This is a genomic window from Erysipelatoclostridium sp. An15 (assembly GCF_002160675.1).
GTDB classification, from domain to species: domain Bacteria; phylum Bacillota_I; class Bacilli_A; order Erysipelotrichales; family Coprobacillaceae; genus Thomasclavelia; species Thomasclavelia merdavium.
Window position 1 is genome coordinate 89,330 of the sequence record NZ_NFLA01000001.1, and the last position, 24,082, is coordinate 113,411.

24 protein-coding genes are annotated in these 24,082 nt (G+C 30.7%); 23 read left to right on the plus strand and 1 reads right to left on the minus strand.

Annotated features, from left to right (window positions below):
- Nucleotides 1–72 precede the first annotated feature (72 nt).
- The 3 genes from B5E92_RS00435 (at nt 73) to B5E92_RS00445 (ending at nt 3,631) form a co-directional block, all read left to right on the plus strand.
- Nucleotides 73–1,008, plus strand: coding sequence for a bifunctional oligoribonuclease/PAP phosphatase NrnA (locus B5E92_RS00435; protein ID WP_087298440.1), 936 nt, complete (start codon nt 73–75; stop codon nt 1,006–1,008).
- The gene (locus tag B5E92_RS00440; RefSeq protein ID WP_087298441.1) at nt 1,001–2,659 is read left to right on the plus strand and encodes a hypothetical protein; all 1,659 of its coding nucleotides are present in this window, start codon (nt 1,001–1,003) and stop codon (nt 2,657–2,659) included. Before B5E92_RS00435 ends, B5E92_RS00440 begins: the two co-directional genes overlap by 8 nt.
- A gap of 147 nt (nt 2,660–2,806) precedes the next feature.
- Nucleotides 2,807–3,631, plus strand: coding sequence for a phosphate ABC transporter substrate-binding protein (locus tag B5E92_RS00445; RefSeq protein ID WP_087298442.1), 825 nt, complete (start codon nt 2,807–2,809; stop codon nt 3,629–3,631).
- Between the two features lie 39 nt (nt 3,632–3,670).
- Here B5E92_RS00445 and B5E92_RS00450 read toward each other — a convergent pair whose 3' ends face one another.
- On the minus strand, nt 3,671–4,753 hold the full coding sequence (locus B5E92_RS00450; RefSeq protein WP_087298443.1) for a M1 family aminopeptidase: 1,083 nt from the start codon (nt 4,751–4,753) through the stop codon (nt 3,671–3,673).
- 279 nt (nt 4,754–5,032) lie between these two features.
- Here B5E92_RS00450 and B5E92_RS00455 point away from each other — a divergent pair, with 279 nt between their 5' ends.
- The 20 genes from B5E92_RS00455 to rpsB all read left to right on the plus strand — a co-directional run bounded on the left by B5E92_RS00455 (nt 5,033) and on the right by rpsB (nt 24,055).
- Nucleotides 5,033–5,704 (plus strand): response regulator transcription factor, encoded by a 672-nt coding sequence (locus B5E92_RS00455; RefSeq protein WP_087298444.1) that lies wholly within the window; start codon nt 5,033–5,035, stop codon nt 5,702–5,704.
- On the plus strand, nt 5,701–7,098 hold the full coding sequence (locus B5E92_RS00460; RefSeq protein ID WP_087298445.1) for a HAMP domain-containing sensor histidine kinase: 1,398 nt from the start codon (nt 5,701–5,703) through the stop codon (nt 7,096–7,098). The genes B5E92_RS00455 and B5E92_RS00460 overlap by 4 nt, the downstream gene beginning before the upstream one ends.
- Nucleotides 7,099–7,100: 2 nt before the next feature.
- Nucleotides 7,101–7,673, plus strand: a complete 573-nt coding sequence (locus tag B5E92_RS00465; protein WP_087298446.1) for a xanthine phosphoribosyltransferase — start codon at nt 7,101–7,103, stop codon at nt 7,671–7,673.
- 16 nt (nt 7,674–7,689) lie between these two features.
- Nucleotides 7,690–10,635, plus strand: coding sequence for a chromosome segregation protein SMC (locus B5E92_RS00470; protein WP_087298447.1), 2,946 nt, complete (start codon nt 7,690–7,692; stop codon nt 10,633–10,635).
- Between the two features lie 10 nt (nt 10,636–10,645).
- Complete coding sequence (ftsY, locus tag B5E92_RS00475) at nt 10,646–11,629, plus strand: signal recognition particle-docking protein FtsY (RefSeq protein ID WP_087298448.1); 984 nt, start codon at nt 10,646–10,648, stop codon at nt 11,627–11,629.
- A 2-nt stretch (nt 11,630–11,631) separates the two neighbouring features.
- Nucleotides 11,632–11,961, plus strand: a complete 330-nt coding sequence (ylxM, locus tag B5E92_RS00480) for a YlxM family DNA-binding protein (protein ID WP_087298449.1) — start codon at nt 11,632–11,634, stop codon at nt 11,959–11,961.
- A gap of 12 nt (nt 11,962–11,973) precedes the next feature.
- The gene (ffh, locus tag B5E92_RS00485; protein WP_087298450.1) at nt 11,974–13,368 is read left to right on the plus strand and encodes a signal recognition particle protein; all 1,395 of its coding nucleotides are present in this window, start codon (nt 11,974–11,976) and stop codon (nt 13,366–13,368) included.
- Nucleotides 13,369–13,467: 99 nt separating this feature from the next.
- The gene (gene rpsP, locus B5E92_RS00490) at nt 13,468–13,740 is read left to right on the plus strand and encodes a 30S ribosomal protein S16 (protein WP_003538218.1); all 273 of its coding nucleotides are present in this window, start codon (nt 13,468–13,470) and stop codon (nt 13,738–13,740) included.
- A gap of 2 nt (nt 13,741–13,742) precedes the next feature.
- A complete protein-coding gene (locus B5E92_RS00495; RefSeq protein ID WP_087298451.1) occupies nt 13,743–13,991 on the plus strand; it encodes a KH domain-containing protein in 249 nt (82 codons plus the stop codon).
- A gap of 38 nt (nt 13,992–14,029) precedes the next feature.
- Nucleotides 14,030–14,539 (plus strand): ribosome maturation factor RimM, encoded by a 510-nt coding sequence (gene rimM / locus B5E92_RS00500; protein ID WP_087298452.1) that lies wholly within the window; start codon nt 14,030–14,032, stop codon nt 14,537–14,539.
- Nucleotides 14,529–15,260 (plus strand): tRNA (guanosine(37)-N1)-methyltransferase TrmD, encoded by a 732-nt coding sequence (trmD, locus tag B5E92_RS00505; protein WP_087298453.1) that lies wholly within the window; start codon nt 14,529–14,531, stop codon nt 15,258–15,260. The genes rimM and trmD overlap by 11 nt, the downstream gene beginning before the upstream one ends.
- 93 nt (nt 15,261–15,353) lie before the next feature.
- Entirely contained in the window at nt 15,354–15,704 is a 351-nt protein-coding gene (gene rplS / locus B5E92_RS00510) for a 50S ribosomal protein L19 (RefSeq protein ID WP_087298454.1), read from the plus strand.
- A 69-nt stretch (nt 15,705–15,773) separates the two neighbouring features.
- The gene (gene lepB / locus B5E92_RS00515; RefSeq protein WP_087298455.1) at nt 15,774–16,319 is read left to right on the plus strand and encodes a signal peptidase I; all 546 of its coding nucleotides are present in this window, start codon (nt 15,774–15,776) and stop codon (nt 16,317–16,319) included.
- 12 nt (nt 16,320–16,331) lie between these two features.
- Nucleotides 16,332–17,198, plus strand: coding sequence for a ribosome biogenesis GTPase YlqF (gene ylqF / locus B5E92_RS00520; RefSeq protein ID WP_087298456.1), 867 nt, complete (start codon nt 16,332–16,334; stop codon nt 17,196–17,198).
- Nucleotides 17,185–17,805: a ribonuclease HII gene (locus B5E92_RS00525; RefSeq protein ID WP_087298457.1), complete on the plus strand. Its 621-nt coding sequence runs from the start codon at nt 17,185–17,187 to the stop codon at nt 17,803–17,805. The genes ylqF and B5E92_RS00525 overlap by 14 nt, the downstream gene beginning before the upstream one ends.
- A gap of 69 nt (nt 17,806–17,874) precedes the next feature.
- On the plus strand, nt 17,875–18,627 hold the full coding sequence (gene dprA, locus B5E92_RS00530; RefSeq protein ID WP_087298458.1) for a DNA-processing protein DprA: 753 nt from the start codon (nt 17,875–17,877) through the stop codon (nt 18,625–18,627).
- 75 nt (nt 18,628–18,702) lie between these two features.
- Nucleotides 18,703–20,775 (plus strand): type I DNA topoisomerase, encoded by a 2,073-nt coding sequence (gene topA, locus B5E92_RS00535; RefSeq protein WP_087298459.1) that lies wholly within the window; start codon nt 18,703–18,705, stop codon nt 20,773–20,775.
- A 59-nt stretch (nt 20,776–20,834) separates the two neighbouring features.
- Nucleotides 20,835–22,139: a methylenetetrahydrofolate--tRNA-(uracil(54)-C(5))-methyltransferase (FADH(2)-oxidizing) TrmFO gene (trmFO, locus tag B5E92_RS00540; protein ID WP_087298460.1), complete on the plus strand. Its 1,305-nt coding sequence runs from the start codon at nt 20,835–20,837 to the stop codon at nt 22,137–22,139.
- A complete protein-coding gene (xerC, locus tag B5E92_RS00545) occupies nt 22,120–23,028 on the plus strand; it encodes a tyrosine recombinase XerC (RefSeq protein ID WP_087298461.1) in 909 nt (302 codons plus the stop codon). The genes trmFO and xerC overlap by 20 nt, the downstream gene beginning before the upstream one ends.
- Before the next feature lie 163 nt (nt 23,029–23,191).
- The gene (gene rpsB / locus B5E92_RS00550) at nt 23,192–24,055 is read left to right on the plus strand and encodes a 30S ribosomal protein S2 (protein WP_087298462.1); all 864 of its coding nucleotides are present in this window, start codon (nt 23,192–23,194) and stop codon (nt 24,053–24,055) included.
- The last annotated feature ends 27 nt before the right edge of the window (nt 24,056–24,082 follow it).

Consider the following 24,082-nt stretch of genomic DNA (forward strand, 5'->3'; position numbering starts at 1 on the left):
ATAATCAGAGTTTTTTTGTTTATAAAGTTAGTTAAATATGATATAGTCTTTTTATGAAAAGAGGAATAAAAAATGTATGATAAAATTGTTAAAAAAATAGAAGAATATGATGATATTGCAATCTATCGTCATATAAATCCGGATTTTGATGCTTTTGGAAGCCAGTTTGGAATGTATGATTTAATCAAGACAACATATCCTGATAAAAATGTCTATGTCTGTGGTGAGTTTAGTTCTGAATTAGTGGCAAAATATGATGTTTTAGTAGATTATCGAGATGTTAATTATAGTAAGGATGTCCTTGGTATTGTTTTAGATACTGCTAATCAAGAAAGAATAGATGATCAAAATTATAAATTGTGTAAAGAAATAATTAAAATAGATCATCATATAGTTGTAGATAGTTATGGACAAATTAACTTTGAAGATAGTACAGCTAGTTCTGCAAGTCAGCTAGTAGTGGATCTGTATCAAAATACAAAGTTACAGATTTCAAAAGCTGGAGCAGGAGCTTTATATTTAGGTATTATTGGTGATACAGCTCGCTTTTTATATCGAAGTACTGATAAAAGAACCTTCAAGGCAGCAAGTGCTTTAATTGAAACTGGTATTGATATTGTATCTTTGTATGATCGAATGTATTTAAAAAAGGCAAAAGATTTAAATGTTAATAAATTTATTTTAAATAATTATCATGTTGATGGTAATATTGCATATTATATTTTAACTAATGAAGATTTAAAAATGTTAGAAATTAGTCGTGAACGCGGTTCGGATTATGTAAATATGTTATCTGGAATTGAAGAATATTATATCTGGATGGCAATTACTGAAAATACTGCTGATCAAAATTGGCGTGTTAGTTTACGTTCGCGCAAATATCCAGTTAATAAAGTAGCTGAAAAATATAACGGTGGTGGTCATTTATTAGCAAGTGGTGCTAAATTACAAAATATTGAACAGTTAGATGACTTGTTAAGGGATTTAAAGGAGTTAATCAATGAATAAAATAAAAGATTTATTTTCAAACTTTGTTGAAAATTTTCATTTTAGAAGTCAGGTTGTAAAACAACCTAAAAAATTTGCTTTGTTGAAAGCATTAATAATTACTTTAGTAATTGGTATTTTTTTAGAGTATTTGTTATTATTACCAATTAATTTACGTTCACCGCAGTTTGTTGGCTTTTTTTGCTTTTTGCTTTTTCTATTTGTTTTGCTTTATCGTTTATTTAAAGGTTATATTGATAAATTATCAAAAGTACTGATAGCAATTATTCCAATTTTAATTGTGTATTTAGGAGTTGGTACTTTAATCAGTTCACCTATTTTTAATGCTAAAAAATATCAACAACAATTAAAGTTAGATGAAAATGCTGATTTTTATGAAGATAATAAAACAATTTCTTATCAATCGATTCCAGTTGTTGATCGTGAAAGTGCTATTAAGCTTGGAGATCGAAAAATGGGTGAGATGGTTGATTATGTATCACAGTTTGAAGTTGATGAATCTTATGAACAAATAAATTATCAAGATACCCCATATCGGGTAACACCTTTAGAATACAGCAATATTATTAAATGGTTTACAAACCGTAGTGATGGGTTACCAGCATATATTAGAGTTAATATGGTAACTCAAGAATCTGAGGTAGTTAAACTAGATGAAGGGATGAAATATTCTAAGTCAGAACATTTTGGACGTAAAATTCAACGTCATTTAAGAGCTAATTATCCAACATTTATGTTTGATAGTTTAGCTTTTGAAATTAATGATAAAGGAATCCCATATTGGATAGCGCCAGTCTATAATTATGATATCGGATTATTTGGTGGGAAAGATATTACTGGTGCAGTATTAGTGAATGCTATAAATGGTGATCATCAATATTATGATATAAAAGATGTTCCTGAATGGGTCGACCGTGTTTATCCTTCAGAATTAATAATTTCTCAATTAGAAAATTATGGAAAGTATACAAATGGTTTTTTTAATACAATATTTTCACAAAAAGGCGTATTACAGCCAACATCTGGTTATAATTACGTAGCTTTAAATGATGATGTATATTTATATACTGGATTAACTTCTGTATCTAATGATGCATCAAATGTTGGGTTTGCAATGATTAACTTGCGAACAAAAGAAGGAAAATTTTATGATATCCCTGGTGCTGAAGAATATTCAGCTATGTCATCAGCAGAAGGGCAAGTACAAAATTTAAAATATAAAGCTACTTTCCCGATTTTGATAAATGCAGGAGGCCAGCCAACTTACTTCTTGTCTTTAAAAGATGATGCTAACCTGGTAAAAAAATATGCATTTGTAAGTGTTGAAAACTATCAAATTGTAGCAACTGGCGATAGTGTTGTTGAAGCTGAACAAGCTTATTATGCATTGTTAGAGGCTAATGGTAAAACAACTGATTCAAATGAATATCAATCAACTGAGTTGACGGGAACAATTAGTGCTATTAGTGAAGCAGTAGTTGATGGCAATAGTACGTATTATTTCACCTTAGATGGTAATGATACAATATTTATTAGTGATATTAGTCTTTCAAATCGTCTTCCATTAGCTAAAGCTGGTGATACGGTAACTATTGAATATGTAAATAGTAAAGATGAAAGTGAAGTTATTACTAAAATTGAATTTAAATAAACTGGTGATTGCACCAGTTTTTTTGTTATATTTCCCACCTTTAACTTAATCTTAACAAAAATCAAGGTAAAAATTAATGAAATTTATAGTTAAAATTGATAAACTATGACTTGTAAAATTAATTTTTATAAGGATGGACATACATAGATGAAAAAATTTGGAATAGTAATTGTTGTATTAGCAGTTTGCTTTGCAATGATTGGATTATCAGCTTCTGCTGATGTCGAAACACAAAAAATCAGTTTAAATGGTTCAACTTCAATGGAAAAAATGGTAAATGCTATTAAAGATGGTGTTGTTTATGATTATCCAGAGTTAAGTTTAGAACCCCAGTTTACTGGTTCAAGTGCTGGTATTGAAGCTGTAATCAATGGGAAAAGTAATATTGGTAATTCATCTCGTGAATTAAAAGAAAGTGAATTAGAACAAGGTCTAGTTTCAAATGTTGTTGCTATTGATGCGATTGCAATTGTAACTGATACTGATAATAAGACAGATAATCTTACAAAAGAACAATTAATTGATATTTATACTGGTAAGATTAGAAACTGGAAAGAAGTTGGTGGTGATGATTTACCAATTGTTGTCATTGGTCGTGAAGCTGGTTCGGGAACACGTAGTGCTTTTGAAGAAATATTAGGACTTGAAGAAAAATGTGAGTATGCAAATGAAGTAAACGAGTCAGGACCAATTGTAGCTAAAGTTAGATCTATTCCTGGAGCAATTGGTTATGTTTCTTTAGATGTAGTAGATGATTCTATCAAGACTTTAGCAATCGATGGTGTTTATGCAACAGATGAAGCTATCATAGATGGAAGCTACTCATTACAAAGACCATTTGTAATGGCAACAAAAGGAACTATCGAAGAGCAAAGTGAACAAGTACAAAATTTATTTAAATATATTTATAGTGAAGATGGTCGCAAGATCATTGAGTCAGTTGGATTAATTCCAGTTGATCCTGCAAGCTAAATATAAAAGCAGTTTGATGAGTAGTCATTAAACTGCTTTTTAGCGATAATATAATTTTTTAAATTCAGGACAAAGTTTTAAAAACTGTTCACTAGTACTGATTTTTTCTTGATAACATTTTTTCATTAATTCGATCATTTGACACTCACCAATAGTTTTTGCTAGTTCATCAAATAAACAAGGACCCTTATAGTAATGAATTGCAAAACGGTCAGTTATATTAGATTGAATACTTGCTAGAGAAGCCATTGTAGCACTCTTAGCTTGGAATTGATCAATTATTTGTTGATAAACTGATGATCCAAATTTTTCTTTTACTAATAATAAGGCACTATATTGGGCAAATGTTTCATCAATCCAAAGACTATTAAACAATAAATCAGAATTTTGCCACCACAAATGAGAAATTTCATGGGCTAAATGCAAAAATGTTTGCTGATCCAATCCTTCAATTTGATCAACTAAGCAAACCAGATTATTACGAACGTAGGCGCCGTTATCAAAACGTGGGTTTAAAACGATATTGACATGATCAAAAGCACATGGTGAAAATAATTTGGTGTATTTGTTATAAATATCATTGGCAATTTTTGCCATTTGTTTGATTTTTTCGATCGGATGATAATTATGAGCAAGGATGTTTATAGAGTCTAACGAGTATTGATAAGCTACATCTTTATGATAAATAATCAAAGCAATGTCAAAAGTCTTTGTCAAATATCGATAATAGTAATTTTCTTTTTTGATAAAGCCAACAGCTCTAAAATCATCTGGTAAAGATAAAAATATTTCATAATCATTTTTTGATAGATTAGTTAATAAGGGAATAATAGCTGATTCAATATTAGCTTCTAGATAATTTTTAGTTTTAGTTTGACTGGTTTTTAAAGGCACATTTAATATACCTTTAAAATATATTGTTAGGTTTTGCTCGTGTTCAATTGAAACATATTTAATATTGTTGCTTACTTCTTGAATTTTTATAATCTTACTATTTTCACACGTTAAATTATAACCAGCATTACAATAATACTGGTCAACTCCCTTAGTTAACTCTTTATAAATGATTTTACCATCGATATCAAAGTTTTCATAAACTTTCAAATATATTGTTGCTTTCACTTTAAAACTCCTTTGTATAACTAGTTATATTATAACAAACAAAAATGATAAATAATATGATTTAAGTTTGTTAATAAAACTAAAACGGTTGTTTTCATTTAAAAGTTTAATAACATAATTATTAATTTAAAGAAAGTTTACTAATGATTTTTATAAACAATTATAATTTATCGATACATTATTTGAAATTAGGGTTTAGAAATAACAAATAACTTTAAATGATTATTTGTTTAGGTAATAAAATATGATATAATCTTACAATGAATTGAGGTGTTAAGATTGAAAGCAAAAGTTTTAGTAGTAGACGATGAAAAAGACATTCGTGAATTAATTAAATTTTATTTAAATAAAGAAGGCTTTGAAGTTTTAGAAGCTGGAGATGGCGAAGAAGCATTGGAAATATTTGAAAATGAATATATTGATTTAGGGATCATTGATGTAATGATGCCTGTAATGGATGGTTTTGAATTGGTTGAAAACTTAAAAGAGTTTAAGGATATTCCAGTAATCATGTTAACAGCTAAAGGTGAAAGTAAAGATAAGCTGCGTGGTTTTTCAGTAGGGGCTGATGATTATGTTGTTAAACCATTCGATCCAACTGAATTAATGGCACGAGTTCGAGCTGTATTAAAACGTTATAGCGTAAATACTTCTAATATTGTTAAGTTAAATGATGTTGAATTTGATGGTGATAAGTATGAGATTCGTTATCATGATGAAACGATTCATTTACCATTAAAACAATTTGAATTAGTTTTTGAACTTGCTAAACATCCTGATCAGATATTTAGTAGGGAACAGTTAATTGAAAAAATCTGGGGAATGGATTATGATGGCTTTGATCGAACAGTCGATGTTCATATTAAAAGAATCCGTGAAAATTTGGGGCATTTACCAGGCTTTAAAGTAGTAACGGTACGAGGGTTAGGTTATAAGGTCGAAGTAGAATGATGAAATCAATTTATGGAAAACTAATCTGTGGTTTTTTAATTACGATTATTTTTAGTTTTTCGGTTTCAGGGATTATTGCTTTAAAAAGCAATTATGACCAGATTGATGATATGGCGCAAACTGAATTATCAGCAACCAGTGATTTTATTGCTAGTGTGATAAATAGCACAGATAGAACTAAATTAAATGATGTATTAAGTAAATATTCAAACAGCACGCAAGTTAATACCACTATTTTTTCACCAGAAATTGGTTATTTGACTTTTGGTAAGACAACTACGCATGCTCCTGATGAAAAGCAGATGCAGTCATACTATTTTGATGAAAATAAAAATGGTGTTTATGGTGAAGAAAACAATTATCAAACTTATGGCAGTTTAATTGAAATTGGTGATAGCAATGCTTATGTATATATCCAAAAAGATACTAGTTATGAAAAAAGAATTTTTGCTAATTCAGCAGTGTTAATTCTTGGTTGTGTATTTTTATCAGGAAACCTGGTGTTTTTAGCGATAGCTGATATCATTGTTAAGCCAATTACGCGACTAACAAAAGCAACTAAAGAATTATCAAAAGGTAATTATAGTGTTCGCGTTAATTACGTTGGTGATGATGAAATATCGCAATTAAATCAGGGATTTAACCAGATGGCCCAACAGCTTGCTAAACAAGAAGAAATTCGACAGAAATTTATTTCGGATATATCTCATGAGTTTCAAACACCATTAACGGCTATCCAGGGATTTGCTAATATATTAAAAGAAGAGGATTTACCAAAGGAACAACGACAAAAATATGCTGACATTATTTTGTTTCAATCAAAGCGTTTATCAACGTTATCTAAAAATATGTTGCAGTTAACTTTGTTAGAGCGTGAAGATGTTGAATTGGAGTTTACCACATATTCTATTGTCGAACAGTTAGATCGTGTTATTTCTACTCAAGAAAATCAAGCAATTTTAAAGGATATTGAGATTCAATTTGAGCAGCCTCGTAAGGATATCATGATTTATGGTGATGAACAGCGATTAGAACAAGTATGGATCAATTTAATTTCAAATGCTATCAAATATACTGATAATGGTGGTTTAGTTACTGTCAGTGTAAAAAAGACTGCTCGTGATGTTGAAGTATCGATTGAAGATACCGGTCATGGAATGTCTAAAGAAGTTATTTCACATATTTTTGAGCGGTTCTACCGTGAGGAAAAAGCACGCTCTGTTGAAGGAAATGGTTTGGGATTATCAATAGTTAAATCAATTATTGATTTACATCATGGTAATATTGATGTAATATCTCAAGTGGACGTTGGTTCTACATTTATTGTAAGATTACCAAGTGAACGAAAATTTATTGATTTAAAGGATAAGTTATCTTTAAATAGAAAGGACTAGTAATGGAATTATTAAAAGAAAGAATTTTAAAAGACGGAATTGTTATTATGCCAGATATTTTGCGTGTAGACAGCTTTTTGAATCATCAGATTGACTGTACACTATATCGTCAAATAGCAAAAGAATTTAAAGAAAGATTTAAAGATGTTAAGATCAATAAGATTCTTACAATTGAAGCATCAGGAATTGGTATTGCTCTAGCAACAGCTTTTGAATTTGATGATGTACCTGTTGTGTTTGCTAAAAAGGGAACAGCTAAAACAACAAGTACTCATTTATATACATCTAAAGTACATTCATTTACAAAAGGAATTGATTATGATGCAATTGTAAGTAAAAAATATTTAGATAAAGATGATCATATTTTAATTATTGATGACTTTTTGGCTAATGGACAAGCAGTATTAGGTTTGATTGATATTATTAATCAAGCTGGTGCAAGTGTAGCTGGAGTTGGAATAGTAATTGAAAAAGGGTTCCAAGATGGACGTAAATTAATTGAAGAAAAAGGATATCAAGTAGAATCATTAGCAATTGTTGATGCTTTTGAAGATGGTAAGGTGATTTTAAGATAGTGAAAAGAGGGTATAAATGTATTTAAAAAGAATCGAAATACACGGTTTTAAATCATTTGCTGATAAAGTTGATATTGAATTTAAACCAGGGATAACTGGAATAGTTGGACCTAATGGTTGTGGGAAATCAAATATTTCTGATGCAGTACGCTGGGTTTTAGGTGAGCAATCGGTAAAATCATTGCGAGGTGCTAATATGAGCGATGTAATTTTTGCTGGAAGTGAAGATCGCCGGGCTCAAAATCTTGCCGAAGTAACATTAGTATTTGATAATAGTGATAGATTTATGAAATATGACTACAATGAAGTAGAAATTACACGACGACTTTATCGACAAAATAATGAAGCGGAATATTTAATCAACAAGCAACAGTGTCGTTTAAAAGATATTGTTGATTTGATTATGGATACAGGGTTAGGTAAGGATTCACTTTCAATTATTTCACAAGGGAATATTTCTTCTTTTGCGGATAATAAGCCAGAGGAAAGACGTGGAATTTTTGAAGATGCTGCTGGAGTTTCTAAATATAAAAAAAGAAAGCTTGAGTCAATTCGTAAATTAGAGCGGACTAAAGAAAATTTAGAGCGAATTGGAGATATTGTAGCTGAATTAGAAAAACAGGTTGGTCCTTTAAAAAGGCAAAAAGATAAGGCTGAAAAATATCTTGAGCTTAAAGAAAAACTAACAGCAGTTGAGGTAAATGTTCTAGTAAAAGAAATTACTGAAGCTAAAAAGAGCCTTAATGTTTTAAGTAAAGAAATCAAGGATTTAAATGAGCAGCAGGCTTCATTAGATGCTGACATTTTAATGAAAGAAAATAGTAATGATGATATAAAAAAGAAAATGTATCAATTAGATCAAGAAGTAAATTCATTACAAAGTAAGTTATTAGAAGCAGTATCTAATGTATCAAAATTAGAAACTGCTAAAGTAGAAATCGATCAAAAAAGAAAACATGCTTTACAATCAGCAAGCAAAGAAAATTTACAAGAAAATATTGCTAATATGAAAGCAATTTTAAGTGATATTGTAAATGAATACAACGATCGAGTTGAGCGTTTAAATAGCACGGAACAAGATTTAAAACAATTAACTCGTGATCAGGAAAATCGAAACAAAAGATTAACAGAGTTAAAAAATGAATTAAATCAATTATCAAGTCAAATCAACAAAAACAGATCAAGAAAAGAAATACTGTTAGATGCTATTGAAAATAAATCTAATTATCATCAAAGTATTAAAACCGTATTAAATTTAGCGAAAAGTAATCGTAATATTATCGGTGTTTTAGGTGAATTGATTACAACCCAAAAGGGTTATGAACTGGCTATTTCTTCAGCTTTAGGAGGGGCCATTGAATTTGTTGTAACTAGCGATGATCAAACTGCTCGTGAAACAATTAAGTTTTTAAGAAATAACAAAGCAGGGAGAGCAACATTTTTACCAGTATCAACAATGAAACCACGACAAATTCGTTTAGAACATTTAGAAGTATGTAACACAATGGCTGGTTTTTTAGGAGTAGCTAGTGATTTCATTACTTATGATGATAAAATTGGTAATGTTGTCTTAAATCAGCTTGGAAACATAATTGTCGCTAAAGATTTAGAGACAGCTAACGCAATTAGTAAAGCAGTTTTTGCTCGTTATCGAGTTGTTACTCTTGAAGGAGATATTGTAAATGTAGGTGGTTCTTTAACGGGTGGAAGTATTAATCAGCAACGTTCTTCGTTAGTACAAAAACGAGAATTAGAACAATTAGCTATTACTTTAGAACAACAAGAAACAGAATTTGTAAAAAAGCGAAAATTGCACAACGCTTTAGATAATGAAATTAAAGATGTTTCACATATCTTACTTCAAAAACAAATGGCTTATGCTAAACTTGAAGTAGTAGTTCAAAGTAAAAAAGAAGAGTTGATTAAAACTAAAACCGAATATGAATCATTGACAGAACAAAGTATTGAATTAGATGATTTTAAATCCGGTAAAACCGAAAATAAATTAATTGATCAGCTAAATGAAGCGATTAAATATCGCGATATGTTAACTGAAGAAATTAAAAGTAAACGTGAGATGCGTATGGCTTACGCTAATGAAAATGAAGCTTTAGATGTTGAGCTTAGAACAATTCGTAAAGATCAAAAAGATATTCAAAATGCAATTAACGAAAACACTATTAAAGCTACTAAATTAGAAACAATGCTTAATAACTATTTAACACGATTAAATGATGAATATCATATGACTTATGAATATGCTGTTGAACAATATCAAGAAGAAATTAATGTTGAACAAGCTAAAGAGGAAGTTTATGATTTAAGAACACAAATAAAACGATTAGGAAACGTTAATCTTGATGCAATCGAGGAATACAAAGTAATTAGTGAACGTTATGAAAATATGAATACTCAAAGAATTGATTTACTTGAAGCTCAAGATCGTATTTTAGCAGCAATTAAAGAAATGGATGAAATAATGGTTACTCGTTTTTCAGAAACATTTGAGAAAATTAACGTTGAATTCAATCATGTTTTTAGAAGTTTATTTGGTGGTGGTAAGGCTAAAATAAAATATAGCGATCCAACTAATATTTTAGAAACAGGAATTGATATTGATGTACAGCCACCGGGTAAAGCGGTTCAAAACATTTCTTTATTTTCTGGTGGTGAAAAAGCTTTAATAGCTATTTCTTGTTTATTTGCAATTTTACGAGTTAAACCAATTCCAATGTGTATTCTTGATGAGGTTGAAGCAGCTTTAGATATTGCCAATGTTGAGCGTTTTGCTAAATATTTAAGAGAATTTTCATCAACAACACAGTTTATAGTTGTAACACACCGTGAAGGAACAATGGAAGAATGCGATTTACTTTATGGTGCAACAATGCAACAAAAAGGGGTCACTAAATTAGTAAGTGTAAAATTAGAAGAAGCAATTGATTTATCTGATCCAAGTTAAGGAGGGTAATATGGGTTTTTTTAGTCAAATAAAAGAAAAGTTTGTTGGTAAATCAGCCAAACAAAATGAAAAATATGTTGCTGGTTTAGATCGTTCTAATACAACTTTATCTGATCGTATTAATGAATTAGCAGCACGTTTTAGAGAAATAAATGATGAATATTTTGAAGAATTAGAAAATGTTTTGATTATGTCTGATGTTGGTGTTTCAATGGTTTTAAAAATCGTTTCTGAAATAAAAAACGAAGTCAGATTACAAAATATTACTGATCCAAAAGAAATTAATGAAATTATCATTGATAAAATGTTTGTTATTTATGCTAATGATAGTGTAATGACAACAAAAATCAATTATGCTAAAGAAGGTTTAACAGTTATCTTAATGGTTGGAGTAAATGGAGCTGGAAAAACAACAACTATTGGAAAACTAGCTCATCGAATCATGAAAGATGAAGGAAAGTCAGTTATGGTTGCCGCTGGTGATACATTTAGAGCTGGGGCAATTGATCAATTAGCAGTATGGGCTGACCGGGTTGGCGTTGATATTGTTAAAGGTAAAGAAGGTGGCGATCCTTCAGCTGTTGTTTATGATGCTTTAAAACAAGCTAAAGAAAAAAATGTTGATGTTTTAATCTGTGATACTGCCGGACGGTTACAAAATAAAGTTAATTTAATGAAAGAATTAGAAAAAATGAATCGTATTATTAAACGAGAAATTCCTGATGCACCACAAGAAACATTACTAGTAATTGATGCAACAACAGGACAAAATGGTGTTTCTCAAGCAATCGAGTTTTCTAAGATTACTGATGTTACCGGAATCGTTTTAACTAAAATGGATGGTACTGCTAAAGGTGGTATTGTACTTTCAATCAAAGATCAGTTAAATATACCAGTAAAATTCATTGGTTTAGGTGAAAGTGTTGATGATTTACAAGAATTTGATCTTGAACAATATATTTATGGATTGTGTAAAAATTTAGTAGAGGCTTAAAAATGGAATCTAGTTTAGAAAAAACACAACGTGTAAATCTATTGATTGATTGTTATGGTGAATTATTAACACAAAAACAACAACTATATCTAGAATATTATTATCAAGATGATTATTCACTATCAGAAATAGCTGAAATTTTAAATGTTAGTCGCAATGCAGTCTATGATAATTTAAAAAAAGCAGTTCATAGTTTAGAAAAATATGAAGAAAAATTGCAATTGATGAAAAAACATCAAGAAAGACTTGACTTAATTCAAAGAATTGAAGATGATATAGCTAGTGAACATAAAGATGTAGAAGAATACTTAGAGATGCTAAGGAAGATATAGAAAGGGGTATTTATGGCATTTGATTCGTTATCAGAACGTCTGCAGGGAACGATAAAGAAGTTTTCTGGACAAGGGCGTTTAACTGAAAAAAATATGGAAGATATGCTAAGCGAAATTCGTTTAGCTTTATTAGAGGCTGATGTTAACTATCAAGTAGTTAAAGAATTCATTGCAGCTACTAAAGAAAAGGCCTTAGGACAAGATGTTTTAGGTTCTTTGAAACCAGGACAGGTTGTTGTAAAAATTGTTCATGATGAATTAGTTACTTTACTTGGAACAACTGTTTCAGAAATTAATTATGATCGTAAACCAACTATCATTATGATGGTAGGGTTACAGGGGTCTGGTAAAACAACAACTTCTGGTAAAATTGCTAATTTAATTGCTAAAAAGCATGGTAAACGACCATTATTAGTTGCTGCTGATATTTATCGTCCAGCTGCCGTTGATCAGTTAAAGACTTTAGGTGAACAGTTAAATGTTCCCGTTTATGAAAAGGGAACAAGTCAATCTGCTGAATCAATTGTAGAAGAAGCTTTAGGATATGCTCGTGAAAATAATAATGATGTAATCATTATCGATACTGCTGGGCGTTTACATATCGATGAGCCTTTGATGCATGAGTTAGCTAATATCAAAGAAATTGCTCATCCTCATGAAATATTATTAGTTGTTGATGCTTTGACAGGACAGGATATTGTTAATGTTGCTAGCTCATTTAATGAACAACTAGGAATTACTGGGGCAGTTTTAACTAAATTAGATGGTGACTCTCGTGGTGGGGGTGCTTTATCAATTCGTCATATTACACATGTACCAATTAAATTCATCGGTACTGGTGAAAAACTTGATGCAATTGATTTATTCTATCCTGATCGAATGGCTGATCGTATCTTAGGAATGGGAGACGTTGTATCTTTAGTTGAAAAAGTACAAGATGTCTATGATGAAAAAGATACGATGAAAGCATTTAGAAAGATGCAAACTGGACAATTTGGTTTAGATGATATGTTGACACAAATGCATCAGATTCAAAAATTAGGTCCATTATCTGGAATTATGAAAATGATTCCTGGAATGCCTAAAATGCCAAAAATTGACGACGATGAATCACAACGACGTTTAAAAGTTACTGAATCAATAATTTATTCAATGACTAAAGAGGAACGTCGTGATCCTAGTATTATTACATTGTCAAGAAAACAACGTATTGCTAAAGGGTGCGGAAAAGATATTGCTGAAGTCAACCGTTTATTAAAACAATTTGAGGAATCTAAGAAAATGATGAAAAAACTAGGTAATTTAGATCCAAGTACTGGTATGCCAATGCCTGGTCGTTCAAGAAAAAATCCTCATGTTGGTAATGCTAATCGTAAAAAAATTCGTCATAAAAAGAAAAAAAGATAAAAAATTAAAGGTGTTAAGTAAAAATGCTTGACACCTTATTTTTTATATGCTAAATTGATTAAGTCAAATTAAAAAAGTAATAAATAGGAGGAAATATAAATGGCAGTAAAATTAAGATTATTAAGAATGGGAGCAAAAAAAGCACCTTTCTATAGAATTGTAGCAGCTGATTCAAGAGCACCAAGAGATGGGCGTTTTATTGAATTATTAGGAACTTATGATCCACGCACTAACCCTGCAAAAGTTACAATCAAAGAAGAAGAAGTATTAAAATGGTTAAATAACGGAGCACAACCATCTGATACTGTTAAAAACTTATTATCTAAAGAAGGAATTATTAAAAAATTCGCTGATTCAAAATCTGGTAAATAATCATGGATTATGCAAAGATTCTAAAAGATATCGCAATTGAATTGGTAAATGACAAAGAGCATTTAGAAGTTCGTCAGATGCCTTCGTTAGATGAAGACGTTGTAGTATTATATGTTTATTCAGCAAAAAGTGATATTGCACGATTAATCGGACGAAAGGGAGTAATGGCTAATTCAATTAGACAGTTAATGTCAGTAGCTGGTCGAATGACTGACAAAAAATTAGATATTAAGTTTGAATCGTATGACTAAATAGATGTGCTTAGCACATCTTTTATTTTGGAGGTAATATGGACAAAATTAAAGTTGGAAAGATCGTGGGGACTCATGGTCTTAAAGGTGAAGTGAAAATCCGCTCAAATAGTGATTTTGCTGATGAACGTTTTAAAGTCGGAAATGATTTAACAATAAAATCACAAAATCAAGAGATTGTTTTAAAAATCGCTACTGTAAGAATGCATAAAGGTAATTATTTGGTTTCTTTTGAAAATCATCAAAATATTAACTTGATTGAAAAATATGTTGGTTCATTTGTTTATGGTGAAAAAGATCAAAGTTTATTAGATGAAGACGAATATTTTTATAGTGATTTAGTAGGGATGAAAGCAGTTAGTACAGAAGGTAAAGAAATTGGTATTGTTACTTCAGTATATGACAATACTGCTCATGATATTTTAAATATTGATAATCACGGTAAAAAAATTGCAATTCCTTATGTAGATGCTTTTATTCATGAAGTTGATTTAGAAAATAAAGTAATAACGATTAAATTAATAAAAGGGTTTATTGATGAAGATTGATATTTTAACACTGTTTCCTGAAATGTTCACTGGTTTTTTAACAACTTCAATTATTAAACGTTCGCTAGAAAAGGGATTAGTAACTGTAAATCTTCATGATTTTAGAGAATTTTCCAAAGATAAACATAAACATGTAGATGATTATCCTTATGGTGGTGGGCAAGGAATGGTTTTAATGTGTGAACCAATTGTTGAATGTTTAAAATCGATTGCTAGTGATGAAAGCTTTATTATTTTAATGTCACCCCAAGGAGTTACTTTAAATCATGGGGTTGCTGTTGATTTATCTAAAAAGAAACAATTAATAATTATTTGTGGCCACTATGAAGGTTTTGATGAACGAATTCGTGATTATGTTGATATGGAACTTTCAATTGGTGACTATGTTTTAACAGGTGGTGAACTAGGTAGTATGGTGGTTAGTGATGCAGTTATTAGACTGTTAGATGGTGCGATAAGGCAAGCTAGTCATCAGGATGATTCATTTAGTCAGGGACTTCTTGAATATCCTCAATATACCCGTCCTGCTAGTTATGATGGCAATGATGTTCCAGAAGTGTTGATGAGCGGTCATCATGAAAATATTCGTAAATGGCGAAAATATCAAGCTTTAAAAAAGACCTATTTGCGGCGGCCAGATTTATTAGAAGATTACAAATTCGACCAGGAAAGTATAGAAATGTTGAAAAAAATCAAAGAAAATGATTGCAATTTAAAATAGTATAGTATATAATGGACAAGTCGTATGACGCAGGTGTTCCGCTGGTTAATCGAATGAACACTGAAGACAAAATTTTGATAAGGAGAAATAGAGATGAATTTACAATTAGTTGAACAAATTACAAAAAAACAAATGAGAAATGACATCCCTGATTTTAAACCTGGTGATACTTTAAAAGTATTCGTTAAAATCAAGGAAGGTGACAAATTCAGAGTCCAATTATTTGAAGGGGTATGTATTGCAAGAAAAGGTAAAGGTATTTCTGAAACATTTACTGTTAGAAAAATTTCATACCAAGTAGGTGTAGAAAGAACTTTCCCAATTCATAGTCCAATTATTGATCATATCGAAGTTGCTAAAATTGGTAAAGTACGTCGTGCTAAACTTCATTACTTACGTGGTTTATCAGGTAAAGCTGCAAGAATTAAAGAAATTAGAAAATAGAAATGGGACTTACCCATTTCTTTTTTTCTGTTTTTTTGTATAATAGAACTAACATCAGGAGGTTCGTATATGAAAAAAAAGAAACAGCTTATAAAATTTCTAATCCAGATTATTGTAATTGTATTAGTGACCACAATAATCTTTACTAGAGTAATTATTCCTGTTAGAGTAGATAGTCAAAGTATGTATCCAACATTAAATGATGGTGATTTTGCAGTAGTCAATGCAATGTATTTAAGTAAAGAAGATATCCAACGTTTTGATGTTGTTGTTTTAGAATGTGATGTTCTAGATAAAGATATTGTAAAAAGAATAATTGGCTTGCCTGGTGAAACAGTAACATATAGGGAAGATCGTTTGTATATTAATGGTGTTTATTATGCGGAACCATTTTTAGATCAAAATTATATTGAAGAAGCTAAAAGTAATTATCAGACTGATCGTTTTACTAACGATTTTGAAATAACTTTAAAGGATGATGAAATTTTTGTTTTGGGAGATAATCGTCTTCATTCTACTGATTCTAGAGCGCTAGGTAATTTTAGTTATGATGATATTGTTGGTAAAAAAGGATTGGTAGTTTTTCCTTTTAATAATATGAAATTTATAGATTAAGAAGGTGAGAATATGTCTAAACAGATCCAATGGTTTCCTGGTCATATGGCCAAAGCTAGACGGGAAATATCTGAAAAAATAAAGTTAATTGACATTATTATTGAACTAGTTGATGCTAGAGCACCAAAGTCATCAAAAAATCCTATGTTTGATGATATTTGTCAAAATAAGCCACGTCTAATCGTTATGACCAAAAAAGATTTGGCTGATGAAAAGTTAACTCAAAAATGGTTACAATATTATCAGTCAAAAGGTATGTATGCGTTAAGTGTAAACTTGAAAAATTTTAATGAATATCAATTAGTTATTAATACATGTAAAGAAATATTAAAAGAAAAAATGGAAAAAGAAGCTAAACGAGGGTTAAAACCACGAGCAATGAGAGCGATGGTTTTAGGAATTCCTAATGTTGGTAAATCAACTTTCATCAATCGTTTAGCTAAACGTAAAGCCACAGTAACTGGGAATCGTCCAGGGGTTACAAAAGCCCAGCAGATTATTCGCGTTGATAAAGATTTTGAATTATTTGATACTCCGGGTGTATTGTGGCCTAAGTTTGATGATTTGGATACAGCACGCAATATTGCTTTAATCGGTTCAATTAAACAAGATATTTTACCATTAGATGAATTGTTTATTTATGCAGTCGAATATTTACAAAAAAATTACGATAATGTTATCAGTAAACGCTATAATGTTGAAATTGATTTTGATAGTGATTGGGTTGAAAAAGTATATGATGATATTGCTAAAAATCGTAAAATTAAACCAATCCGTGGTTATACTGATTATGATCGTGTTATGGAAATCTTTTTCAATGATATTTTTAATGGCGAATTAGGAAAAATAACTTGGGAGTTACCTGATGAAACGTTATGAGTATGAAGAAAAATATTATCAGGCTGGTTATGATTATATAATCGGTTTAGATGAAGCTGGTCGGGGACCGATGGCTGGTGAATTAGTTGTTGCTGGTGTTATTTTTCCTAAAGGGTATTATGATGAACGAATAAATGATTCTAAGCAGTTAAGTAGTAAAAAAAGAGATTTTTTATATAATTTGATTATTGAAAATGCATTATTTTATAATATTGAAATCATTAGTGTAGAAGATGTCGATAGATTAAATGTTTATCAAGCCAGCAAAAAAGGAATGGAAAAGTGTGTGGAAGTGTTAAAACAGGAAAATATGTTTGCGCTTAGTGATGCAATGCCAATAAATTATCAAGATCATCTGGCTATTATTAAAGGTGATGCTAAAAGCATTTCAATAGCTGCTGCTAGTATACTTGCCAAAGTTACTCGTGATCGTTTAATGGTTAGTCATGCTTTACAATATCCAGAATATGGCTTTGAAAAACATAAGGGTTACGTTACCAAAGCACATAAAGAAGCTTTAGAAAAATTTGGGCCATGTCCAATTCATCGAAAATCATTTGCTCCAGTAGCTAAAGTATTGTCGAAACAAATGTCATTTGATCTTTAATGACATTTTTTTAATTGATTAAAAAGTAATTTTTTATTTAGCGGGATATATAATATAGAGGTGAATTCTATGGAAGAAATTTTGTTATATTTTTCTTTAAAGTATCAAGGCGATTTTGATAAAATATTTAAAGCTCTTGAACAAAAAGAAAAAGTAGATTTGAATTTAAAAGAACAATTATTTAAAACATTAAAATCCCGCTATACAACTTTAATATCTGATGATTATCCTGAATCATTAAAACAAATTAACTGTCCACCATTTGTATTGTACTATCATGGAAACTTACAACTAGTAAACAAAAAGTGTATTGGTATTATCGGAATGCGAAGACCAAGCAGTTATGGAGTTAAAATGGCTAAAAAGTTTGCCAATGAATTAAGTGATGAAAATTATGTTGTTGTAAGTGGGATGGCTTTAGGGATAGACGCGATTGTTCATCAAAGTGCAATTGAAAACCAGGGCCAAACTATTGCGGTATTAGGAAGCGGAATTGACTATTGTTATCCTAAATCTAATTTAAAACTATATCAAACATTAAAAAAGAATTATTTAGTTGTTAGTGAATATCCGGGTGATTTAGTACCTAGAAAGGAAAATTTTCCACGTCGCAATCGCATAATTTCTGGATTAAGTGAATCGATATTAGTAGTTGAAGCAAATCGTAAAAGTGGTACGATGATTACAGTAGGACATGCTTTAGAGCAAGGCAAAGATATTTTTGCGATACCTAGTAGGATTGATGATGCACCTGGTTGTAATTCATTGATACAGCAAGGTGCTAAATTAGTTTTAAATGTTGCGGATATTATTGATGGCTAAGGTGATTGTAAAAATTTTTATTGACAAATGTTTAAAAAAAAATAATAATTGAGTTAATCACGTGGAGGTAATGAGATGAGTAAAAAATTAGTCATTGTCGAATCGCCGTCTAAATCAAAAACTATTGAAAAGTATTTAGGAAGTGATTATGTTGTTACTTCATCTAAAGGTCATGTACGCGATTTGGCTACTTCAGGTAAAGAGGGTTTAGGGGTAGATATTGAAAATGATTTCGAACCTAAATATGTTATAAATAAAGACAAAAAAGATGTCGTAAAAGAGTTAAAACAATTAGTAAAAGAATCGGATGATGTATATTTAGCTACCGACCCTGATCGTGAAGGGGAAGCTATTTCTTGGCATTTAGCACAAGTGTTAAATGTTGATATGGATAAAGAAAATCGTGTGGTTTTTAATGAGGTTACTAAAGATGCTGTTGTAGATGCCTTAAAACATCCTCGTAAAATTGATCAGAATTTAGTTAAATCTCAAGAAACACGACGGGTATTAGATAGAATTATTGGTTTTAAGTTATCAAAATTATTACAAAAGAAAATCAAGTCTAAAAGTGCCGGGCGAGTACAATCGGTTGCTCTTAGATTAATTGTTGAAAGAGAACGGGAAATTGAAGCTTTTGTTCCTGAAGAATATTGGAAAATTAAAGCTGAGTTTGAAAAAAATCAAATTGAGTTTTCTGGCGAATTAACAAAATACAATAACAAAAAAATTGAAATTAAAAATGGTGATGAAGCTAATGCGATTTATGAATCATTAAATAAAGAATTCGAAGTTGCTAATGTTAAAAAGACAACTAAAAAAAGAGAATCAAAACCACCATTTATTACTTCAACTTTACAACAGGAAGCTTCTTCAAAATTAGGTTTTAAAGCAAGAAGAACTATGTCAATTGCTCAAAAATTATATGAAGGGGTTGCCCTAGAAGACGAAACAGTCGGGTTGATTACTTACATGAGAACTGATTCAACACGATTATCAGATGTGTTTGTAAGTTTGGCTCAAGAGTATATTAGTGAAAAGTACGGAAAAGAGTATGTTGGAAAAGTTAAAGTTAGTAAGAAAAAAGAAAATGTTCAAGATGCCCACGAAGGTATTAGACCTACAAGTGCTCTTAGAACACCAGAAAGTGTAAAAAAATATTTAAAACCAGAAGAATATAAATTATATGCACTTATTTATGCGCGAGCTATGGCATCATTAATGGCTCCAGCTAAATTTGATGCTACTTCGGTTACGTTATTAAATAATGGTTATGAATTCAAGACAAATGGTTCAGTAATCAAATTTGATGGATATCTTCGAGTATATGGAGATTATGAAAAACAAACAAATGAAATTTTGCCAGAACTAAATGAAAAAGAAATGCTGGAAAGTAAAAAAGTTGAAAAGACACAACATTTTACTAAACCACCTGCAAGATATAGTGAAGCAAGATTGATTAGAGAAATGGAAGAATTAGGAATTGGACGTCCTAGTACTTATGCTTTGATCATAGATACTATTCAAACTCGTGGATATGTTGAATTGGTTGATAAAGCATTTAAACCAACTGAAACAGGAATCTTAACAAGTGATCGTTTGACACAGTATTTTAATGATATTATCAATGTTGAATATACTGCTAAAATGGAACACGAGCTAGATGATATTGCAGAAGGAAATGATGAATACGCTCACGCCCTAAGAACTTTCTTAGATAAATTCCAGCCATTATTGGATGAAGCATATGATAAAATGGAAGTCATTGCTCCTAAGAAAACTGGTGAAAAATGTCCAGAGTGTGGTCATGATCTAGTAGAGCGTAAAGGACGTTATGGTACATTTGTGGCTTGTGAAAACTATCCGGAATGTAAATATATAAAGAAAGATCCAGTTAAATTAGAATATACTGGAGAAACATGTCCAAAATGTGGCGGTAAGATGGTTTTTAAAAATGGCCGTTTTGGTAGATTTGAAGCATGTTCAAATTATCCAGATTGTAAATATATCAAAAATTCCAAGAAGAAAGAACCGGTTATGACAGATGAAGTATGTCCTAACTGTGGTTCACCAGTTGTAATTAAACAAGGACGCTGGGGTGAATTTAAAGCATGTTCAAATTATCCTAAGTGTAAGACGATTATAAAGTAGAACTTCGGTTCTGCTTTTGTTTTCGTTAAAGAAATGATAGAATAAATAAAGGTGATAGAATGGAAAAAGTTATAAATGTAATTGGAGCAGGCCTTGCAGGTGTAGAGGCTTGTCATCAGTTAGTAAAAAGAGGATATCAGGTTCGTTTGTATGAAATGCGACCTAATCAAATGACTCCTGCTCATCATAGCGGGAATTTTGCAGAATTAGTTTGCTCTAATTCGCTTCGCGCTGATGGATTAAATAATGCTGTTGGTGTTTTAAAAAAGGAAATGGAACTGCTTGATAGTATTGTTATTAAATATGCTAGAGAGCATCAGGTTCCAGCTGGTGGTGCGTTGGCGGTTGATCGTGAGAATTTTTCTAAAGCAATTACTGAATATATTTCAAATCATCCATTAATTGAGGTGATTCATGAGGAAGTTAAATCTATTCCTGAGGGTCCAACTATTATTGCTTCTGGTCCTTTGACAAGTGATGCTTTAGCTTTAGCGATAAAAGAAAAACTTGGTGAAGAATACTTTTATTTTTTTGATGCCGCAGCACCGATCATAACTAAAGAAAGTATTAATTTTGATATTGCTTATTATAAATCGCGATATGATAAAGGGGATAATGAATATATTAATTGTCCAATGAATGAGGAACAATTTAATGCTTTTTATGATAATTTAATCAATGCTCAGGTTGTTAAACCTAAAGAATTTGAAGAAAAGTTTTTTGAAGGGTGTATGCCTTTTGAAGAAATGGCTCGTCGCGGTAAACAAACACTTTTATTTGGACCAATGAAACCAGTCGGATTAAATACCCCAGATGGAAAAAGACCTTATGCAGTTGTTCAACTTCGTCAAGATAATGTTCAAGCAAGTTTGTATAATATTGTTGGTTTTCAAACTCATTTAACTTGGCCAGAGCAAAAAAGAATTATTCAAATGATCCCTGGTTTAGAAAATGCCCAGTTTGTTCGCTATGGTGTAATGCATCGTAATAGTTATATTTGTTCACCACGACATTTATTAAATACATATCAATTAAAAGAATCAATGGAAGTTTTTATGGCTGGACAAATTACCGGAGTAGAGGGATATGTTGAATCGGCTCAAAGTGGAATGGTAGCTGGAATAAATATGGCTAGATTGTTAGAAGGTAAAAATCCTTTGAAATTTCCGCAAGAAACAGTTATGGGAGCGCTAGTAAATTATATTACTAATGCAAGCGAAGAAGATTTCCAGCCAATGAAAGCTAATTTTGGAATCTTACCAGAACTTGAAACAAAGGTTAAGAAAAAGCAAAGAAAAGAAGCCTATGCTAATAGGGCGATCGCAACGATGGAGAAGTTTATTGATGAAAACGGACTTGGATAGATATGCTAGCCAGTTTTTAGATTTTTTACAATATCAACGACATTATTCTGATAAGACAATCGAGTCATATCATCGAGAAATCGAGCATTTTAAAAACTATTTAAAATCAGAGTTAATAGATAGTTATCAAGAAGTTAGTTATCAACTTTTACGGGGTTATTTAACAAAATTATATGATAAAAATTTAGCTAAATCTTCTATAAATCATAAATTAAGTGCCCTAAGAAGTTTTTATAATTATTTACTAAAAGAAGAATTAGTTGATGATAATCCGTTTTTATTAATTGAATCACAAAAAACAGCTAAAAGAAATCCTGATTTTCTGTTTGTAGAAGAAATGATGGGATTTTTAGATAGCATCGATACTAAAAATGATTTAGGAATTAGAAACAAAACAATGTTAGAGCTGATGTATGCTTCAGGATTAAGATGCTTTGAGGTTGTTAATTTACAATTATCTAATCTTGATTTAGGTCAAATGTTATTGTTGATCCATGGAAAAGGTGGCAAAGACCGTTATGTTCCTTTTAATGAGTATACGCGAGATTGGTTAATTAAGTATCTAAGTGAAGCAAGAGTGAACCTAATGGCTAAAAATGAGGGACATAATTTTGTATTTGTAAATAAATTTGGCAATCCCTTAACTAATCGTGGGGTAGAAAACATTGTTGATCGATTGATGAAACAATATGATCCCACAAAAAAAATTCATCCTCATACGATCCGTCATTCTTTTGCAACCCATTTATTAAATGCTGGGGCGGATATTAGAACGGTTCAAGAATTGTTAGGGCATGAAAATTTATCTACAACGCAAATTTATACGCATATATCAAAGGAACATCTAAAACAAGTATACCAAGAAACTCATCCTAGAAATATTGAATAAATGCGATAAATTTTAGTAAAAATATGCTTGTATCATCTAAATTTTTATGTTAAAATATCACACGTATGAAAAATACACACATTATGGATTCATTTATCTAGTGCCAAAAGGTGATAAATGTTCGAAATAATGGAGGAAAAAACAAAAAGGAGGACGAAGTTACATGTCAGTAATTTCAATGAAAAAATTATTAGAAGTAGGTGTTCATTTCGGACATCAAACAAAAAGATGGAATCCTAAAATGGCTCCATACATTTTTACATCAAGAAATGGTATTTATATTATCGATTTACAAAAAACATCTAAAAAAATCGATGAAGCTTACAAAGCAATGAACGAAATCGTTGCTAAAGGTGGAAAAGTTTTATTTGTTGGTACTAAAAAACAAGCTCAAGAAGCAGTTAAAGAAGAAGCAATCCGTTCTGGAAGCTACTATGTTAATGCTCGTTGGTTAGGTGGTACTTTAACAAACTTCAAAACTATCCAAAAAAGAATTAGAAGATTAGTTGAATTAGAAAAAATGGAAGCAGATGGTACTTTCGATTTATTACCTAAAAAAGAAGTAATTTTACTTAAAAAAGAAGCTGCTAAGTTAGAAAAGAACTTAGGTGGAATCAAAGAAATGAGAAGATTACCAAACGCTATCTTTGTTGTTGATCCAAAAGCTGAACACAACGCAGTAGCTGAAGCTAGAATTTTAGGTATTCCAGTATTTGGTATCGTTGATACAAACTGTGATCCTGATGAAGTAGATTATGTTATCCCAGCTAATGATGATGCAATCAGAGCAGTAAAATTAATTGTTGCTGCAATGGCTGATGCAATTTGTGAAGCTAAAAATGAACCTTTAACTGTTGCATATGTTAAAGATGAAGATGATAAAGAAGTATCTATGAATGATGCTATTACTTCTGTTGAAAATAATCAAAGAAGAACTCCTAGAAATAAAGGTGGAAAACCTAATCCTAAGAGAAATAACGCTCCAAAAACAACTAATAAAGAAGAAACAGCTGGAACTCAAGAATAATTAAAATATAGGGAAAGCTAGTCTTTC

Bases quoted from the DNA above. Each gene is read 5' to 3' on its own strand.
- ylxM (WP_087298449.1), top strand. From the start codon at position 11,632: ATGGAATCTAGTTTAGAAAAAACACAACGTGTAAATCTATTGATTGAT.
- dprA (WP_087298458.1), top strand. From the start codon at position 17,875: ATGGAAGAAATTTTGTTATATTTTTCTTTAAAGTATCAAGGCGATTTT.
- rplS (WP_087298454.1), top strand. From the start codon at position 15,354: ATGAATTTACAATTAGTTGAACAAATTACAAAAAAACAAATGAGAAAT.
- B5E92_RS00495 (WP_087298451.1), top strand. From the start codon at position 13,743: ATGGATTATGCAAAGATTCTAAAAGATATCGCAATTGAATTGGTAAAT.
- trmD (WP_087298453.1), top strand. From the start codon at position 14,529: ATGAAGATTGATATTTTAACACTGTTTCCTGAAATGTTCACTGGTTTT.
- trmFO (WP_087298460.1), top strand. From the start codon at position 20,835: ATGGAAAAAGTTATAAATGTAATTGGAGCAGGCCTTGCAGGTGTAGAG.
- ffh (WP_087298450.1), top strand. From the start codon at position 11,974: ATGGCATTTGATTCGTTATCAGAACGTCTGCAGGGAACGATAAAGAAG.
- ylqF (WP_087298456.1), top strand. From the start codon at position 16,332: ATGTCTAAACAGATCCAATGGTTTCCTGGTCATATGGCCAAAGCTAGA.
- B5E92_RS00525 (WP_087298457.1), top strand. From the start codon at position 17,185: ATGAAACGTTATGAGTATGAAGAAAAATATTATCAGGCTGGTTATGAT.
- B5E92_RS00440 (WP_087298441.1), top strand. From the start codon at position 1,001: ATGAATAAAATAAAAGATTTATTTTCAAACTTTGTTGAAAATTTTCAT.
- rimM (WP_087298452.1), top strand. From the start codon at position 14,030: ATGGACAAAATTAAAGTTGGAAAGATCGTGGGGACTCATGGTCTTAAA.
- ftsY (WP_087298448.1), top strand. From the start codon at position 10,646: ATGGGTTTTTTTAGTCAAATAAAAGAAAAGTTTGTTGGTAAATCAGCC.
- B5E92_RS00465 (WP_087298446.1), top strand. From the start codon at position 7,101: ATGGAATTATTAAAAGAAAGAATTTTAAAAGACGGAATTGTTATTATG.
- B5E92_RS00435 (WP_087298440.1), top strand. From the start codon at position 73: ATGTATGATAAAATTGTTAAAAAAATAGAAGAATATGATGATATTGCA.
- B5E92_RS00445 (WP_087298442.1), top strand. From the start codon at position 2,807: ATGAAAAAATTTGGAATAGTAATTGTTGTATTAGCAGTTTGCTTTGCA.
- xerC (WP_087298461.1), top strand. From the start codon at position 22,120: ATGAAAACGGACTTGGATAGATATGCTAGCCAGTTTTTAGATTTTTTA.
- B5E92_RS00460 (WP_087298445.1), top strand. From the start codon at position 5,701: ATGATGAAATCAATTTATGGAAAACTAATCTGTGGTTTTTTAATTACG.
- lepB (WP_087298455.1), top strand. From the start codon at position 15,774: ATGAAAAAAAAGAAACAGCTTATAAAATTTCTAATCCAGATTATTGTA.
- rpsP (WP_003538218.1), top strand. From the start codon at position 13,468: ATGGCAGTAAAATTAAGATTATTAAGAATGGGAGCAAAAAAAGCACCT.
- topA (WP_087298459.1), top strand. From the start codon at position 18,703: ATGAGTAAAAAATTAGTCATTGTCGAATCGCCGTCTAAATCAAAAACT.
- B5E92_RS00470 (WP_087298447.1), top strand. From the start codon at position 7,690: ATGTATTTAAAAAGAATCGAAATACACGGTTTTAAATCATTTGCTGAT.
- rpsB (WP_087298462.1), top strand. From the start codon at position 23,192: ATGTCAGTAATTTCAATGAAAAAATTATTAGAAGTAGGTGTTCATTTC.